14 protein-coding genes are annotated in these 16,289 nt (G+C 71.0%); 5 read left to right on the top strand and 9 right to left on the bottom strand.

Annotation, left to right across the window (positions count from 1 at the left end):
- Positions 1 to 22: 22 nt before the first annotated feature.
- On the bottom strand, positions 23 to 922 hold the full coding sequence (locus tag ACTHMF_RS00665) for a LysR family transcriptional regulator ArgP (RefSeq protein WP_440315880.1): 900 nt from the start codon (positions 920 to 922) through the stop codon (positions 23 to 25).
- A gap of 71 nt (positions 923 to 993) precedes the next feature.
- On the opposite strand from ACTHMF_RS00665, the gene ACTHMF_RS00660 reads away from it, so the two are divergent.
- Entirely contained in the window at positions 994 to 1,608 is a 615-nt protein-coding gene (locus ACTHMF_RS00660; RefSeq protein WP_440315879.1) for a LysE/ArgO family amino acid transporter, read from the top strand.
- Between the two features lie 9 nt (positions 1,609 to 1,617).
- Here the strand turns inward: ACTHMF_RS00660 and ACTHMF_RS00655 are convergent, their stop codons facing one another.
- Genes ACTHMF_RS00655 through ACTHMF_RS00630 form a run of 6 tightly spaced genes read right to left on the bottom strand, consistent with a single transcriptional unit; the run spans position 1,618 to position 8,506 of the window.
- A complete protein-coding gene (locus tag ACTHMF_RS00655) occupies positions 1,618 to 2,463 on the bottom strand; it encodes a PmoA family protein (RefSeq protein WP_440315878.1) in 846 nt (281 codons plus the stop codon).
- Positions 2,454 to 3,647, bottom strand: coding sequence for a Gfo/Idh/MocA family protein (locus tag ACTHMF_RS00650; RefSeq protein WP_440315877.1), 1,194 nt, complete (start codon positions 3,645 to 3,647; stop codon positions 2,454 to 2,456). The genes ACTHMF_RS00655 and ACTHMF_RS00650 overlap by 10 nt, the downstream gene beginning before the upstream one ends.
- Positions 3,644 to 5,311: a hypothetical protein gene (locus ACTHMF_RS00645; RefSeq protein ID WP_440315876.1), complete on the bottom strand. Its 1,668-nt coding sequence runs from the start codon at positions 5,309 to 5,311 to the stop codon at positions 3,644 to 3,646. The genes ACTHMF_RS00650 and ACTHMF_RS00645 overlap by 4 nt, the downstream gene beginning before the upstream one ends.
- A complete protein-coding gene (locus ACTHMF_RS00640; protein ID WP_440315875.1) occupies positions 5,311 to 6,213 on the bottom strand; it encodes a carbohydrate ABC transporter permease in 903 nt (300 codons plus the stop codon). The genes ACTHMF_RS00645 and ACTHMF_RS00640 overlap by 1 nt, the downstream gene beginning before the upstream one ends.
- Positions 6,210 to 7,166: a carbohydrate ABC transporter permease gene (locus ACTHMF_RS00635; protein ID WP_440315874.1), complete on the bottom strand. Its 957-nt coding sequence runs from the start codon at positions 7,164 to 7,166 to the stop codon at positions 6,210 to 6,212. The genes ACTHMF_RS00640 and ACTHMF_RS00635 overlap by 4 nt, the downstream gene beginning before the upstream one ends.
- A gap of 29 nt (positions 7,167 to 7,195) precedes the next feature.
- The gene (locus ACTHMF_RS00630) at positions 7,196 to 8,506 is read right to left on the bottom strand and encodes an ABC transporter substrate-binding protein (protein WP_440315873.1); all 1,311 of its coding nucleotides are present in this window, start codon (positions 8,504 to 8,506) and stop codon (positions 7,196 to 7,198) included.
- 196 nt (positions 8,507 to 8,702) lie between these two features.
- Between ACTHMF_RS00630 and ACTHMF_RS00625 the strand changes: the two genes are divergently transcribed.
- On the top strand, positions 8,703 to 9,887 hold the full coding sequence (locus ACTHMF_RS00625; RefSeq protein ID WP_440315872.1) for an ROK family protein: 1,185 nt from the start codon (positions 8,703 to 8,705) through the stop codon (positions 9,885 to 9,887).
- A 15-nt stretch (positions 9,888 to 9,902) separates the two neighbouring features.
- Here ACTHMF_RS00625 and ACTHMF_RS00620 read toward each other — a convergent pair whose 3' ends face one another.
- Positions 9,903 to 10,811: a LysR substrate-binding domain-containing protein gene (locus ACTHMF_RS00620; protein ID WP_440315871.1), complete on the bottom strand. Its 909-nt coding sequence runs from the start codon at positions 10,809 to 10,811 to the stop codon at positions 9,903 to 9,905.
- 126 nt (positions 10,812 to 10,937) lie between these two features.
- Here ACTHMF_RS00620 and ACTHMF_RS00615 point away from each other — a divergent pair, with 126 nt between their 5' ends.
- The 3 genes from ACTHMF_RS00615 (at position 10,938) to ACTHMF_RS00605 (ending at position 15,595) form a co-directional block, all read left to right on the top strand.
- A complete protein-coding gene (locus tag ACTHMF_RS00615) occupies positions 10,938 to 12,290 on the top strand; it encodes an MFS transporter (RefSeq protein WP_440315870.1) in 1,353 nt (450 codons plus the stop codon).
- Positions 12,291 to 12,313: 23 nt separating this feature from the next.
- A complete protein-coding gene (locus ACTHMF_RS00610; protein WP_440315869.1) occupies positions 12,314 to 14,011 on the top strand; it encodes an FAD-dependent monooxygenase in 1,698 nt (565 codons plus the stop codon).
- Positions 14,012 to 14,188: 177 nt separating this feature from the next.
- Positions 14,189 to 15,595, top strand: a complete 1,407-nt coding sequence (locus tag ACTHMF_RS00605; RefSeq protein ID WP_314147474.1) for an APC family permease — start codon at positions 14,189 to 14,191, stop codon at positions 15,593 to 15,595.
- Between the two features lie 81 nt (positions 15,596 to 15,676).
- Here ACTHMF_RS00605 and leuD read toward each other — a convergent pair whose 3' ends face one another.
- On the bottom strand, positions 15,677 to 16,285 hold the full coding sequence (gene leuD / locus ACTHMF_RS00600; protein WP_440315868.1) for a 3-isopropylmalate dehydratase small subunit: 609 nt from the start codon (positions 16,283 to 16,285) through the stop codon (positions 15,677 to 15,679).
- Positions 16,286 to 16,289: the final 4 nt, after the last annotated feature.

The raw sequence follows: 16,289 nt of genomic DNA, 5'->3' as shown, positions 1-16,289 counted from the left end.
TTCGAAGACGGAGATGCAGCATCTAGTCACTGTTCGGCGATGCCTCCGCCCGGCGTAGGGTCCGTGTGGCCGCGGCCGTGATCTCGGCGGCGACGCGGTCGAGCGCGGTCGAGCGCAGGGACCACTGCTGCCAGTACAGCGGGACGTCGAGCGCGCCGGCGTCGTCCAGCGGGACGAGCCTGCCGTCGGCGACCAGGGCGTCCGCCTGCAGGTCGGGCAGCATCGCCCAGCCGAGTCCGAGCTCGGTCGCGCGCACGAACTCGGTGGACGCCGGGATGGAGCTGCGCGGCGGCCTGGCTCCCGGTGCGAAGCCGGACAGGTACCTGTCCTGCAGGGTGTCCTTGCGGTCGAAGACCAGCATCGGCGCGGCGGCGGCCGCGTCCGGCGTCCAGCCGTCTGGGCACCAGCGCTCCACGAAGGCCCGGCTCGCCATCGGCCGGTAGGTCATCGCCCCGAGCGGGCTGACCACGCAGCCCTGCACCGGTTCCCGGTCGGAGCTGATCGCCGCCATCGCCGTGCCGTCGCGCAGGCGGTCGAGGGTGTGCTCCTGGTCGTCGAGCACAACGTCGACCGTGATGCCGGGCAGCGCAGCGAGCGCCGGCAGCACCCAGGTCGCGAGCGAGTCGGCGTTGACGACGAGCGGGATCCCGGCGGCCCCTTGCGCGGAATCGGCGAGCTCGGCCGCCGCCTCCGCCTCGAGCAGGGCGACCTGGCGGGCCAGCCGCACCAGCACCGCCCCGGCTTCGGTGGGCTCGATGGGCTTGCTGCGGCGCACCAGCACCCGCCCGCTCTGCTCCTCGAGCGCTTTGATCCGCTGGCTGACCGCCGACGGCGTGATGTGCAGCGCGGAGGCGGCGCGCTCGAACGTGCCGTTGTCGACGACGGCGGCGAGGGTGCGCAGGTGCTCGGCGTTGGTCTCCATCGACAGCAATGCTAATGGTTCTTAAGAAAGCTGAGCTGTACTGAATGAAACCCCTTCCGTATCGTCGTCGTGTGCCCTCGCTCTCCGCCCTCGCCCCGTTCGCCGCCGGCCTCGGTTCCGGCGCCTCGCTCATCGTCGCCATCGGCGCGCAGAACGCGTTCGTGCTCCGCCAGGGGCTGCGCCGGGAGCACGTGCTGCCGATCGTCGCGATCTGCGTCGTCAGCGATGCGGTGCTGATCACGGCGGGCGTCGCGGGGATCGGCGCGCTGGTGACGGCGGCGCCGCTCGCGCTGCAGATCGTGCGCTGGGCGGGCTTCGCGTTCCTGATCGGCTACGCGATCGTCGCGGCGCGGCGCGCGCTGCGGCCGACGGGCCTGTCCGCCGCCGGGGCGGGCGCCGCCTCGCTCGCGGCGGCGATCGGCACGTGCCTCGCGATCACCTGGCTGAACCCGCACGTGTACCTCGACACCGTCCTGCTGCTCGGTTCGCTCTCGGCCGCGCACGGCGAACCCGGCCGCTGGGTGTTCGGGGCCGGCGCGGCGACGGCGAGCCTGCTCTGGTTCACGGTGCTCGGCTTCGGCGCACGCGTCGCCGCCCCGGTCTTCGCGCGCCCGGTGGCCTGGCGCATCCTGGATGCCGGGATCGCCGTGCTCATGGCGGTGCTGGCGGTGCTGCTCGTGGTCTGACCCGGCGGCTCAGCCGAGCACCGCGGCCAGCTGCGCGGCGGACGGCACGCCGTCGACTGCCACCAGCCGGACCGCGAACTCCACGCTCTCCCCCGCAGCCAGCCGCGTCTCCGCGTCGAAGAACGGCGCGGGACCGAACCCGGGGTATTCGAGAGACCGCACGAACCACGGGGCCGGCGCCGGCACGCCGAGCGCCACGGTCGCTGTGCGGTCGGGGGCGGTCACGGCCAGCCGGCGCGCGCCGACGCCGAGCAGGTCGTCCGCCGGAGCCTCGCGCCCCTCGTCGGCGCGGGCCGTGGCACCCAGGAACCCGGGCGCCAGCCGCAGGAACACGCCGCCGTATCCCGCGCCGGCACGCCCGTTCGTCGCCGGACTCCCGAGCGTGAGGGGCCGGGCGGCGGCGACCGCGGAGCGCCAGTCCAGCACCCAGCCGTCGCCCGCTTCGCTCGCGGTCAGCGTCCGTTCCTCCGTCGCGAGCAGGTCCCCGGACGCGTCGGTCCAGTCCAGCGACGAGTGGATGCGACCGGAGACGCCGTCCACGTCGAGCGAGGTGGTCGTCATCCGGCCGTTGTCGCCGCGGTCGAGGTAGGCGTGCGCGTCGCGGTCGAAGCTCCGGCCGCCCCACAGGTTCGCGGGGCCTGCCTCGGCGATCGCGAGCGACAGTCCGTGGTGCCAGGTGTGGTCGGCGGGACGGAACCCGGCGAGCTCGACGCCGCCGCGCGTGCGGAGCGGGTACACATACGGCCGCGGCGACTCGAACGCCTCGGTCTCCGGATGTGCGACGTAGCGCGCGACGCGCCCTCCGTCGAGCCGGATGTCGATGCCCGTCGCATCCCGTTCGAGCCTTAGCGCCACGCCAGCCCGTCCAGCTCGGAGAACAGCCGCTCGGCGGCGACGGCCCTGCGCACCGCGCCCTCCGCGTCGCGCAGCACCGGGCGCCGCTCGGCGCCCTCGCCCTCCCACGTCACGTGGCCGTCGCCGATCGGGCGCACCGGCGCGTCGCCGACGGTCTCGATCACGCGCACGAAGCCGCCCGTCGCCGCCAGGGGCGAGAGCAGCCCGGCGTCGCCGCGGCGCGCGTGGATGAGGTTCTCCAGCAAGTCCGTCCTCCCGTACTGCGTCTCCCCCGCCCGGGTGGACAGCGTCAGCCGGTCGGTCGTGTACGACAGCGTGGCCTCGCCCTCCGTGCCACGCACCAGGACGACCGGATCCGCCTCCACGGGCCCGGCGAGCGTGAACGCGCAGGTCAGCGTGCCCGCGAACCGCGCCGCGCCGACCGCCGACGGGCGCACCAGGACCGTCGAGGTGTCGTCCACCTCGATGTCGTTGACCCGGCGCAGGTCGGTCTCGATGCCGCCGATCGCCTCCGGAGTGTCCCAGCCGGCGATCCGCAGCGAGGTCATCACGGCGTGCGCGAACGGGTTCGCCACCGCGCCGTCCGCGACCCGCTCGCCGTCGAGGTGCCGCCGCCCCGCCCAGCGGGACCGGGTCCAGTAGCCGTGCGGCCGGGTCCAGGAGCCGGACGCGCCGATCGCGCGCAGCTCGCCGAGCTCGCCGGCCGCGATCGCGCGCTGCAGTTCGGCGAGCGCGTGCGAGCCGAGGCTCTGGAAGCCCACCTGCACCATCCCGCCGGTCTCGGCGACGGCGCCTTCCAGGAGCGCGAGCGTCGCGAGGTCGGTGACCGGCGGCTTCTCCAGCAACACGTCCGCGCCCGCTCGCAGCGCCGCCATCGCGAGCGCGGCGTGCGTGTGCAGCGGCGTCGCGATCACGACGATGTCGACGGGGATGCGCCCGAGCAGGTCGTCCATGCTGTCCAGGCGCACCGGGAGCCGTTCCTCCGGCACGCGCACACCGTCGCGGATCAGCGGGCCGCCCGCCGGGTCCACCAGGGCGACGAGCTCCAGGATCCCGCGGTCCTGCAGGGCGAGGGCGTTGAGGATGTGGGCGGCGCCGTAGCCGTGCACGCCGACGACGGCGACGCGCGGCACCGCCAGGCGCCGCCGGCCGACGAGAGGGGCGCCGGGGTCGACCCGGGTCACGAGGCCGCTCCGCGCTCGGCGCGCAGGCGCAGCCGGAACCGGGCCGGGGTGGCGCCGCCGATCAGCAGCCGGACCCCGTCCGCCTGGTCGGTGCCGCCGAGGTAGGCGTAGTCCTCGCCGGGGGCGTAGGCGATCGGGTGGGCGACGGGGTCGAGCCCGTCGACCTCGACGCGGATGGCGTCGCCGCCCGCCGTGTACCGGGCGATGGGCCCGGTCAGCACGAACGCGCCGTCCTCCGGCCGCGGCCCGGGGACGTCCAGCACGCCGCCGGTGCGGAACGCCAGCTCGATCGAGAAGCCGACCCGCGGCCCCTCGATCGCGACGTCCAGGTCCGCGCCGTCGTCGCGCGGCCGGACGGCGATCGTCGTCCGCAGCTCCACCTCGTCCACCGCGCGCTCGCCGAACGCCATCGCGGCGGAGAACCGGCCGTCGTCGGTGAGGGCGTAGTCGCCTCCAGCATCGCGCCGCTCCGCCGGCAACGGTTGGTAGTACCCGGCCGCGACACGCTCGCCGAGCAGCAGCGATCCGTCGGCGGCGGCCTCCAGGCCCTCGGCGCGGAACGGGCCGAGCCCGAAGAAGGTGCGCGACAGCCGCACCGAGTCCAGCACCGCCTCCCCGGCCAGCAGGCGCAGGAAGGTCGGGTCGTTGGCGAGTCCCGAGCGGATGCCGCGGTGCCGCGCGTAGTCGGAGCCGCCGTACACGACCACCTCGGCCGCGCTCCCCCGGCGGACGGCGAGCGCGACGGTGGGATGAACGATGGTCTCGGGGAAGGCCGGGGCCTCGCTCGGCGGCAGCGCGTCCGCCAGCGACGGGTCGAGCAGCAGCTCGGCCAGCACGCCGGCGTCGTCCACGCCGTCTCGGACCGCCCGCTCGGCGGCCCACGCCAGGTCGCCGCGCACGGTGTCGATCGCCGCGCGGCGGAACGCCACGGCGTAGCGGCCCAGCGGGAACCGGGTGCCCTGGTCCTGGCGGCGGGAGGCGAGGGTCTCGACCGCCCCGTCCGCGCCGATCAGCGACAGGGTCAGCTCCAGGTTGCGCAGCACCGCCGCGCGGAGCGCCGGGCGGTCCAGGATGTCGGCGATGGCGGTGAGCGAGGGGATGCTGACGGCCGCCGCGTAGTTCGGACTGCGCTCGGAGAACCAGCCGTCCGCGTCGATGTCGACGCCCTCCGCGAGCCACTCGTCCACGCGCGCCACCAGGCGGTCGTCGGGGAACGAGCGGTGGATGCGCGCGAGCGCCGCGGACAGCTCCCAGCGGTGGTTGGGCGTGTGCACGCCGCCGGCGAGCAGCGCGGGCGCGGCCGCCCGGATGACGGCGGCCAGCGCCTCCCGGAGCGGCACGAGCGCGGCGTCGGCGTCCCGCAGCAGGTGGTGGACGTCGCACGCGTCGTTGATCGTGAAGGCACTGTCCGGCGGGGACTGCACGTTGTCGCCGCCCTCGAACAGCCCGGACCCGCTCTGCAGCCCGGCCAGCTCGGCGACGAGGGCCTCGGCGGCCGCGACCGTCCCGGCCGGCGCGTCCTCCGGCGCGGCGAGCGCGACCGACACGAGCGTCTTGACCCTGCGCATGAGCTCGCGGTGGGCGAGGCCAGGCGCGGCCACGACGGCCTCGCGCGCGCCGCGCAGCGCCGCCTGCCGTGCGGCGTCCGCGAATGTGCTGCCCATCAGTCCTTCAGTCCGGCGTTGATGTTGGCGTTCATGACGTACTTCTGGAAGACAAGGTAGAGCAGGACGAGCGGGATGATCGAGATCACGGACGCGCCGAGCAGCACCGACCAGTTGATGTTCTGCGCGCCGACGATGCTCTGGATGCCGATCTGCAGCGTGAACTTGGTGGGGTCGTTGAGCACGAGCAGCGGCCAGATGTAGTCGTTCCAGCGCCACTGGAACGAGAAGATCGCGAGCGTCAGCATGATCGGCCGCGAGATCGGCACCATGATCCGGAAGAAGATCGCGAGCTCGCGCGCGCCGTCGATGCGCGCCGCCTCCACCAGATCGTCCGGGACGGTGAGGAAGAACGCGCGGAACATCAGCACGCCCGTGGCCGTCAGGATCGACGGCACGATGATGCCGGCGAGCGAGTTGTACATCCCGAGGTCGCGGACCACCAGGAACGTCGGGGCCAGCATGACCTCGGTCGGCAGCATGGTGGTCGCCAGGATCCCGATGAACAGCACCTTGAGCCAGCGGTTGTCGTACTTGGCGAGCGCGTAGCCGGTGCAGCAGCTGGCGATCACGGTGAGCACCGTCGTCACGATCGCGACCAGGAACGTGTTGGCGAAGAACTGGTAGAAGTTGAAGCTGCTCCACGCGTCGACGTAGCCCTGCACGGTCCACGACTTCGGCAGCAGCGTGAGCGGGAACGAGAACAGGTCCCCGGCGGGCTTGAACGAGCTGAGCACGAACCACAGCAGCGGGAACCCGTAGGCGAGCGCCATGATCCAGAGCAGCGTGCTCGCGGAGATGGTGCGGCCGAGCTGCTTCGGCTTCCGGCCGCGGCGCCGGGCCGGGACCGTGCGCGCCGGCTCGGGTGCCGCCGCGCGGGGGGTGAGGGTGCTCGCGGTCATCGGCGGCGCTCCGTTCGGCGGTTGACGGCCAGCTGGATGATCGCGATGGCCATCAGGATGAGCATGAGGATGAAGCTGGCCGCGCTCGCGTAGCCGATCTGGCCCTGCTGGAAGCCGGTCTGGTAGATGTACTGGACCAGCAGGTTGTTCGAGGTGCCGGGTCCGCCGTTGTTCAGCGACTGGAAGAGCGCGTACTCCTTCATGGCGTTCAGCGTGGTCAGCAGGATCACGATGAACGAGGTCGGCGCGATGCTCGGCAGCGTGATGCTGCGGAACAGCCGCCAGGGCCCCGCGCCGTCGAGCGCCGCCGCCTCGTAGTAGGAGACCGGGACGTTCTTGATCGCCGCGATGAACAGCAGCATCGAGAACGCGGTCCCGCCCCAGGTGGAGGCGATCACGACGACGATCAGCGAGAGGTCGGCGTTCGACTGCCACGGGATGGCGTGGCCGCCGAGCGACTCGATGACGAAGTTGACCAGGCCGAAGTTCTCGCCGAACAGCCAGCGCCAGATCACGCCGCTCACGATCGGGGAGATCAGCCACGGGACGAAGAAGATGATCCTGGCGACCAGCTTCCCCTTCGAGAACCTGCTGACCATCAGGTTCGCGACCAGCAGCGAGAACACGAAGCTGGTCGGAACGACGATCAGGGTGAACAGCAGCGTTCGACCGAGGGCGGCGTAGAACGCGGAGTCGCCGAAGAGCTGTTCGTAGTTGGACAGCCCGATGAAGTGGAAGGAACCCACGCCGGTGTAGTCGGTGAACGAGTAGATGAGCCCGATCACCGCAGGCCAGACGAAGAACACCGCGAAGAGCACGACGTTCACCGCCACCAGCACGAGCGGGGCGAACCGGTAGTGGTTCAGGCGGGTGCGGCCGGCGCGGCGCGCGCCGCCCGCCTCCCGCGTGCGCGGCGCGACCGCCTCGGGGGCCGCGGTTCCTGTGACCGACATGGGTTCCCTCCCTTCGGATCGAACGGCTGTTACTGGCCGACCTGCTTGTTGTAGCCGGCGACGATGTTCTTCAGCGCCTGGGAGGCGGACTGCTGGCCGTTGATCGCCTTGCCGAGCTCGGTGACGGTCGGGTCGGTGGTCAGGGACTTGCCCTTCAGCACCCAGCCGGTCTGCGCCTGCAGGAAGTAGCCGGAGATCGGCTTGTAGAGCGCGAGCTCCTTGTTGTAGAGCGCGAACGCGTCCGTCGCGGCCTTCTTGCTGAAGCCGTACTGGATGTCCAGCCCGGTCTCGACCGGCAGGTAGCCGTTGATCTCGGAGAGCTTCGTGTACTGCGCCGGCTCGTACATCCACGTCAGGAAGTCCGTGGCCGCCTTGCCCTCGGCGTCGCTGTTCTGGAAGCCGACCATCAGGCCTCCCGAGTTGACGTCCGCCGCCTGAACGGGCTGTGCCGGGGTGGGCACGCTCGCCCAGTCGAACGAGGTGATGCTGTCGGAGAACGCCGACACCTGCCAGACGCCCGACCAGTACGCGGCGACCTGGCCGCTCTGGAACAGGGCCGACGGGTCGGCGCCGCTGGTCCACACCGACTTCGGCATGGTCTTGTCGTCGTTGAGACCGACGAAGTAGTCGACGGCCTTCTCACTGGCGCTGTCCGTGGAGAACGAGCCGCTGTCTCCGTCGCGGTGGACGTACTTCCCGCCCATCTCGTAGACCATCGCACGCAGCCGCGACGGGGAGGCGTCGTACACCAGCGAGTACTTGGCGCCGGTGGACTCGCGCACCTTGTCGGCGGCGGCCACGAACTCGGGCCACGTCCAGGTCTTCTCCGGGTCGGTCGGGAAGGTCACCCCCGCCTTCTCCCAGAGCGTCTTGTTGATGAACAGGCCGGTCGCCGTCACGTCGGAGGGGATGGCGAGGACCTTGCCGTCCGAGCCCTTCGCCACGTAGCTGGCGTTGATCTTGTTGGCCTTGTCGTCGGCGATCGCGGTGAGGTCGACGAGCTTGTTCTTCCAGATCGGGTCGAGCGCCGGAACGCTGGCGACGTCGGGCAGAGCGTTCGCCTGGGCGGCGTTGTGCAGCTTGGTCGCGTATCCCGAGTAAGGGATGTTGACGATGTCGATGGCGACACCGGTCTTCTTCTTATAGTCCGTCGCGAGCTGGTCGAAGCCCTTCTGCTGGGCGGCGCTGAGCGACACCCAGAGGGTCAGCTTCTTCGCATCGCCGCCGGAGCCGCCGGCCGAGCAGCCCGCGAGGGCGATGCCGGCGGCGGTCACGATCGCGGCGACGGCCAGCGAGCGCCGGCGTCGGGAGGTGCCTCTGAGGCGTGAAGTGAGAGTCATCGTTGAGTCCAATTCGTTCCGAGAAGTGGCCGGCGGCCGGCGAATGCGCGAACCGCTGCAGGCTTTTCTATCACTACGATAGATAAACCACAAGGAAAACTCGTCCGAGCATTTCCACCGCGCGACCGCGCGCCGCTTGTCAGGCGGGATGCCGGTGCGCGAGGATTTACTCACAGCGATGTGAAAGGGGCCGCAGATGAGCGTCTCGGAGACACCGCGCACGGCGACCACCCGCGACGTGACGGAGATCAACCGCACCGCGATCCTCGACCTGCTGCGCACCGCGGGCCCGGCGTCCCGCCGCGAGATCCGCGAGCGGACGGGCCTCGGCTCCGCGACCGTGGAGCGGCTCACGCAGGCGCTGATCGAGGACGGCCACGTCGAGATCGCCGGCCTCGACCGCTCCTCCCCCGGCCGCCCGTCCAGCCTGCTGCGCTACGTGTCCGGCCGCCGGGCCATCGCCGCCATCGACATCACAGAGTCCAACGCGCGCGGCCGCATCGTCGACCTCGGCGGCACCGTCCTGCACGAGATCAACGAGCCCTTCGTCTTCGACGGGGCCGACCCCGGCACCGCCCGGCTGGACGGCCTGCTCCGGCTCGCCGACCGCCTCGTCGCCGATGCGCCCGCCGTCGGCGCGCCGGTCGCGGGCATCGGCATCGCGCTCCCCGGCATCACCGACGAGGGCCACGTCACCAAGGCCAGCGAGCTGGAGTGGCGGGACGTCCCGGTCGCCGACATCCTGCGCGAGCGCACCGGGCTCCCGGTCCTGGCCGAGAACGACGCGAACGCGACGGTCTACGGCGAGTACCTGCACGGCGCCGCCCGCGGCGAGGAGAGCGCGATCGCCCTGGTCCTCGGCACCGGCATCGGCGCCGGCATCGCGAGCGAGGGCCGGCTGCACCGCGGCTTCCGCTCGGCCGCGGGCGAAGTCGGCTACCTGCTCACCTCGTCCGCCTCCTTCTCGCGGTACTTCACCGAGCACGGCGACACCGAGAACACGATCGCCACCGAGCTGGCCCCCTGGGTGGACCGCGCCGGCAGCCACGTCGACCGGCGCATCGGCCCCGCGTTCCGCCGGATGATGGCGGCAGTCGAGGCCGGTGACAAGGCGGCCGCGACCACGCGCGACGAGTTCTTCGACCACATCGGCCTGGTCTGCGCCGCCATCTCGGTCGTCATCGCCCCGAGCGTCATCGTGCTGGCCGGCGCGTTCGCGCAGTACAGCGCCCTCTCCGTCGACCAGCTCAGCCGCCGCCTGATCGGCCGTATCCCCTCCCCGCCGCGCCTCGCCGCGAGCGCCCTCCGCTTCGACGCCGCCATCACCGGCATCAGCGCCCTCGCCATCGAGCGCGCGCGCGAGGCCACCTACCTCGTCTGAGGCCGCGAGGCAGCGCTACAGGAAGTGCCGCTCGTCGGCGAACTCGCCCTGGCAGAACGCGATGAGGTGCGTGAGCATTGCGCTCGGCTGCATCCGTTCCGGCACCGCGAGCACGACGGAGTTCGGCGCGACGTCGTCGGAGATTCGGCGGTACACCAGCGGCAGGCCGTCGTAGGTGCGGTCGCCGTACGGCCTCCCCATCAGGATCGTGTAGCCGAGGCCGCGCGCCACCATCGAGCGGATCGTCTCGACCGCAGTACTCCGCCAGGCGATCGTCGGCAGCAGTCCCGCCTGGCGCAGGATGCTCTCCACGTGGCTGATCGCCGGCTCGATGCCGAGCAGGATGGCGCGCTCGTTCTCGAGCCGGCGCAGCGGGATCTCCTCCAGCTCGGCCAGCGGGTGGTCCGGCGCGACCACCACCTGGAGCCGAGCGGGCGTGATCTGGTGCGCCGTGACCCCGGTGCCGAGATGGTTCGCGTAGGTCAGGACCGTGTCGAGCTCCCCGGCGCGCATCCTGGCGGAGAGGACCGAGGTCGGCCCCTCGACGAACTGCAGATCCACCTGGGGATGCTCGCGGTCGAAGTGGGCGACGATCGCCGGGATCATCCACGGCGAGATCGTGGTGAAGCAGCCGATGCGCAGCGGTCCGGACAGGCCGTCCGATCGGACCAGATCACGAAGTGTCCCGGCATCGGCGAGCGTCGCCCTCGCCCGGGCATACGCCAGCTCGCCGGTCGGGGTGATCGTCGCACCCTCGCCGCGACGGCGCACCGCCAGCTGCACGCCGAGCGCGTCCTCCAAGTCGCGGAGCGCGACGGACACCGCCCCGGGCGTCAGGTGCAGACGGCGCGCGGCCGCCGTGATGGAGCGCTCTTCGACGACGGCGACGAAGCACTCGAGCTGGCGAAGGGTGAAGTCAGCCATGTTAGCAATTCTAAAGAACTAATAGAGCCAATTCCGTTTGATTCGGAAGTGGGATGCTGTTCAGACTGGGCGGACAGCGCCGGTCGCCACTGGCGCCCCCATCCCCCGAATCCGAGAGGCTCAACGATGAGTGTCCACACCCCCGGCAGCGCGCCGGAAATCTCTCCTCCTGGCACGGCAGACCAGGGCGAGGGCTCGCTCAACACCAAGCCGATGCGGCGCATCCTCGCGTCGAGCTTCATCGGCAGCACGATCGAGTTCTATGACTTCCTGCTCTACGCCACCGCCGCGTCCCTGGTCTTCCCGCAGGTGTTCTTCACCGGGCTCGATCCCGCCCTCGCCACCATCCTCTCCTTCGTCACCCTCGCCGCCGGCTACGTCGCGCGGCCGCTCGGCGGCATCATCTTCGGCCACTTCGGCGACCGGCTCGGACGCAAGGGCGTGCTGGTCACGTCGATGGTCTCGATGGGGATCGCGACGCTCCTGATGGGGCTGCTGCCCGGCACCGCCCAGGTCGGCGCGCTGGCGCCCGTCCTCCTCGTGCTGCTGCGCGTCTGGCAGGGTATCGCCGTCGGCGGCGAGTGGGGCGGCGCGATGCTGATCGCGCTCGAGCACGCGCCGGGCGGCAAGCGCGGTTTCGCCGCCTCGTTCGCCAACCTCGGCGCCCCGGCCGGGTCGAGCCTCGCCGCGCTGGCTCTCGGCGCTGCCAGCCTGCTGCCGCACGACCAGTTCATCGCGTGGGGCTGGCGGATCCCGTTCCTCGCAAGCGTTCTCCTGGTGGCCGTCGGCCTCGTCGTCCGGCTGCGCGTCTCCGAGAGTCCGCTCTTCACGCGGTTCCAGGCGGAGGCCGAGCGCAGGCGCATCCCCATCGTGGAGGTGTTCCGGACGAACGCGAAGAATGTGGTGCTCGGCGTCCTGGTCGCGATGACGCAGCTGACCATCTCCGGCATCGCCACCGTCTGGGCCGTCGGCTACGCCGTCGCCCAGGGCGCAGAGCAGACCGGGGTGCTGAGCGCGAAATCGGTCTCCGCGGTCGCGATGTTCGTCACGGCGATCACCGCGGCGCGGCTGTCGGATCGCTTCGGCCGCAAGCCGGTGATCGCGGTGGGCATCGTCGCGGCCATCCTCTTCGCCTACCCGATGCTGCTGCTGGTACAGAGCGGCACGGTCGCCGGCTTCGCCGTCGCCGTCATCGTCGGACAGGCCATCCAGGGCATCATTCTCGGCCCGCTCGCGGCGTTCCTCGCCGAGCTCTTCCCGACCTCCGTACGCTTCACGGGCGCGTCGGTCGCGTTCCAGGGAGCCTCCGCGATCGGCGCCGGCTTCACCCCGGTGATCGCCGCGTCGCTGGTCGCGGCCACCGGCGGCATCGTCCTGCTCGGCGGCGTCTGGATCGGCGTCCTGGTGATCTGCCTCGGCGCGTTGCTGGTGTCCGCAGAGGGCCGGCGCCGCGACCTCACGACCATGATCAGCCGCTGAACGGCGAGAAGGAGAACACGCTCATGACAACCGGATTCGACGCGGACGTCCTGATCATCGGCGGCGGCCCGGTGGGCCTCGTCGGCGCCCTGGACCTGGATGCGCACGGCGTCTCGGCCATCGTCGTCGAGGAACGCGCGTTCCTGGCCCCGCCGAGCGTCAAGGCGAACCATGTGTCGTCGCGGACGATGGAGCGTCTGCGCCGCTTGGGGGTCGCGGACGACGTGCGCGCGGCCGGCCTGCCGCAGGACCACCCGCACGACGTCGCCATCCGGACGTCGGTCACCGGAGGCGACCTCGCCAGGATCGTCCTGCCGTCGCCTCGCGGTCGCGCGGCCGGTGCCGAGGGCGCCGACACGGCGTGGGCGACGGCGGAGCCTCCGCACCGGATCAACCAGACATTCCTGGAACCGATCCTGCAGCGCCATGCGGCGGCCCGCCCGCACCTCGAACTGCGGATGCGGACCCGCTTCCTGCGCTGCGAGGCCGACGAGGACGGCGTGACCGCGTGGCTGCTCGACCTCGAGACCGGCGCCGAGCGAAGCGTCCGCGGTCGCTACCTGATCGGCGCGGACGGGGGCCGCTCGCTGGTGCGCAAACACATCGGCGCTCGTCTGCACGGCGACCCCGTCCTGCAGCACGTGCAGTCCACGTGCGTACGGGTTCCGGCGCTGCGGGAGCTGATGGCGGCAGCGCCGGCCTGGGGCTACTACACCTACAACCCACGGCGCAGCGGGCACGTCTTCTCGATCGACGGCATGCAGACCTACCTCGTGCACAACCACCTCAGCGCGGCCGAAGCAGAGGCCGGCACCGTCGAGCGGATGACATCGTTGCGCGCCATCCTCGGCATCGCCGAGGATGTCCCGGTCGAGGTCGTGTCCGAGGAGGACTGGATCGCCCGCCGCCTCGTCGTCGACCGGTTGCGCGACGGCCGCGTCTTCATCGCGGGCGACGCCGCCCACCTCTGGGTGCCCTACGCCGGCTACGGCATGAACGCCGGGATCGCCGACGTCCTCGACCTCACCTGGCTGCTCGCCGCGACCGTGTCCGGCTGGGCGCCGGACAGCATCCTGGACGCCTACGAGGCGGAGCGGCTGCCGATCACCGACCAGGTCTCGCGGTTCGCGATGGCCCACCAGCAGAAGGTGAGCAGCGCCCTCGTCCCCGCCGAGATCGAGGAGGAGTCCCCGGAGGGCGAGCGCGCCAGAGCCGCCCTCGGCGCGACCGCATATGCGCTCAATGTCGAGCAGTTCGCCGCCGAGGGTCTCAACTTCGGCTACGTCTACGACGCCTCCCCCATCATCGCGTATGACAGCGGGACCGCCCCGGCCTACACCATGGGCTCGTACACGCCGTCGACGGTGCCGGGCTGTCGGGCCCCGCACCTGTTCCTCGAAGACGGCTCGTCGCTGTACGACCACCTCGGTCCCGGCTACTCGCTCGTGTGCCTCGCCGACCCCGCCGCGATGGCGCCCCTGCTGGACGCGGCTGCCGCCGTGGGGATGCCGCTGGCCGTGATCGACGCGCGGGGCAGCGCCGCCGCAGCGTACGACCATCCGTACGTGGTGGCGCGCGAGGACCAGCACATCGCGTGGCGCGGGGATGCCGTTCCCCTCGATCCCGCCGGTCTCATCGGCGTCCTGACCGGGCGCACCGACGAGGCCGCGGAGCCCGAACCTCCCTCCGCGGCCGGGCGGCACGTCGCCAGCGTCTCGTGAGTCCGACGCAACAGGAATCGACAGCGGATCGCGCCGTCGGCGATGGGTTCCGTCGCGCGCGGCGGAAATGACGGCGTAATCCGTATTGCGTGGATAATGGCTCTCACGCCCGTCGCAGCGTTGCGGCGGGGAACACCGGCGATCGGCACCAGACGCCACGTTCTTGAAGGAGAGAACATGACGACCTCTACGGGTACCACGACAACGCGCTCCCGAGGCGCCACCCTCAAACGTTCACTGGGCCTGTGGGCCATCGTCGGGCTCGGGCTCGGCTACATGACGCCGACCGTCGTCTTCGACACGTTCGGCATGGTGTCCAGGGACACCAACAACGTCGTCCCGCTCGCCTACCTGGTCGCGCTGATCGTGATGATGTTCACGGCGATCAGCTACGGCAAGATGTCGGGCGCCATCCCCAGCGCCGGCTCCGCGTACACCTACGTGCGCGAGTCCGTGCACCCGAACGTCGGGTTCATGGTCGGCTGGACGTCGCTGATCGACTACGTGCTGCTGCCGATGGTGAACTGCCTGATCATCCGCAGCTACCTGGAGGCGCTGTTCCCCGAGATCCCCGGCTGGATCTGGGTGGTCATCTACTGCGCCGTCGTCACGACCGTCATCTACCTGACGATGAAGGGCACGTCGAACATCAACATGATGCTGCTGGTCTTCTCGATCGTGGTGATGGCGGTCTTCGTCGTCCTGGTCATCGCCCAGCTGGTGCACGCGTCCGGCGAGGGCCAGTCCGTGCCCCTGGTCGCCCCGTTCTTCCACGACGGCGTCACGATGGGCGCCGTGCTGACCGGCGCCACCATCGTCTGCTTCTCCTTCATCGGCTTCGACGCGGTCACCATGTACGCGGAGGAGGCGAAGACGCCGAAGATCATGCCGCGCGCCATCCTGCTCACGGTCATCATCGGCGGTGCGATCTTCCTCGTCGCCGCGTACTTCACCCAGCTGCGCTTCCCCTCGTCGACGGCGTTCCCGACCGAGGCGATCGAGGACAGCACCCTGCCCGAGATCGGCCTCCAGGTCGGCGGGCCGGTGCTTCAGGCCGTGCTGACCGCTGCCGGATTCTGCGCGACGCTGGCCTCCGGTCTCGCCTCGCACGCGTCCGTCTCGCGGATGCTACTGGTGATGGGCCGCAACAACGTCCTCCCGAAGCGCTTCTTCGGCTACATCAACCCGAAGACCCACACGCCGACCTTCAACATCGTCCTGGTCGGCCTGATCAGCCTGCTGGCCGCGGCCTTCACCCTCGAACTGATCGCCGCGTTCATCAACTTCGGCGCGCTGATCGCGTTCACGTTCGTGAACGTCTCCGTGATCGCCTGGTTCGCCATCCGCCGCGGGATGCGCAAAACGCCGAAGGACATCTTCTCCTACATCGTCCTGCCCGCCATCGGCATGGTGCTCACCGGCGTCCTCTGGGCGAACCTGCACGCCGACGCGCTGATCGGCGGTCTGATCTGGACCGCTATCGGCTTCGTCTACCTGCTCGTGCTGACCCGCGGCTTCCGCCGCAAGGTCGCCGCGTTCGACGAGAACCAGCCGGTGACCGGGTTCACCAAGGCCGTCAAGTAGCCGAAGGGCACGCACGACGGAGAAGGGGAGGACATCGGGGATGCCTCCCCTTCTCCGTCGACGGCGCCGCCGCCCGCGGCGCTAGGCCGAAGCGGCGCGACCGACCGGGAGCCACGGGTCGCGCCCGCGCTCGTGGGCGGCGATCACGTCCTCCAGCATCAGGGTCAAATCGATCGGGTCGTAGCCGTGGACGAGGTTGTAGTGCGCCGCGTCGTCCAGCGAGAACGGGACGTCGACGAGGCCGGCCGCGGTGCAGGTGAGGGTGCGGCCCTCGACGTCGATGCTGATCTCGGCGTCCGGATCCGCGTCGACCGCGTCCATGAGCACCTCGACGGTCTCCGGAGAGGCGACGACGGGAACGAGTCCCTCGTTCGGCAGGTTCGTGCGGTGGATGTCGGCGATCTGGGTGCTGATGACCGCCCGGATGCCCCAGTCGCGCAGCGCCCAGACGGCGTGCTGGCGCGACGAGCCGCAACCGAAGTTCGGGCCGGCGACGAGGATCGTCGTCTGCGCGCGCTCCGGCCGGTTCAGCACGAACGCGGGGTCCTTGCGCCAGTTCTGGAACAGCCCGTCCGCGTACCCGGTGCGCTCGACGCGCTTCATCCAGACAGCGGGGATGATCTGGTCGGTGTCGATGTTGGAGCGCCGGATCGCTGACGCGCGTCCGGTCACTCGAGTGACTGCGTGCATGGGA

The sequence above is a fragment of the Leifsonia sp. genome (assembly GCF_051955155.1).
Taxonomy (GTDB): Bacteria; Actinomycetota; Actinomycetes; order Actinomycetales; family Microbacteriaceae; genus Leifsonia.
This window is presented reverse-complemented; position numbering and strand designations above follow the sequence as displayed.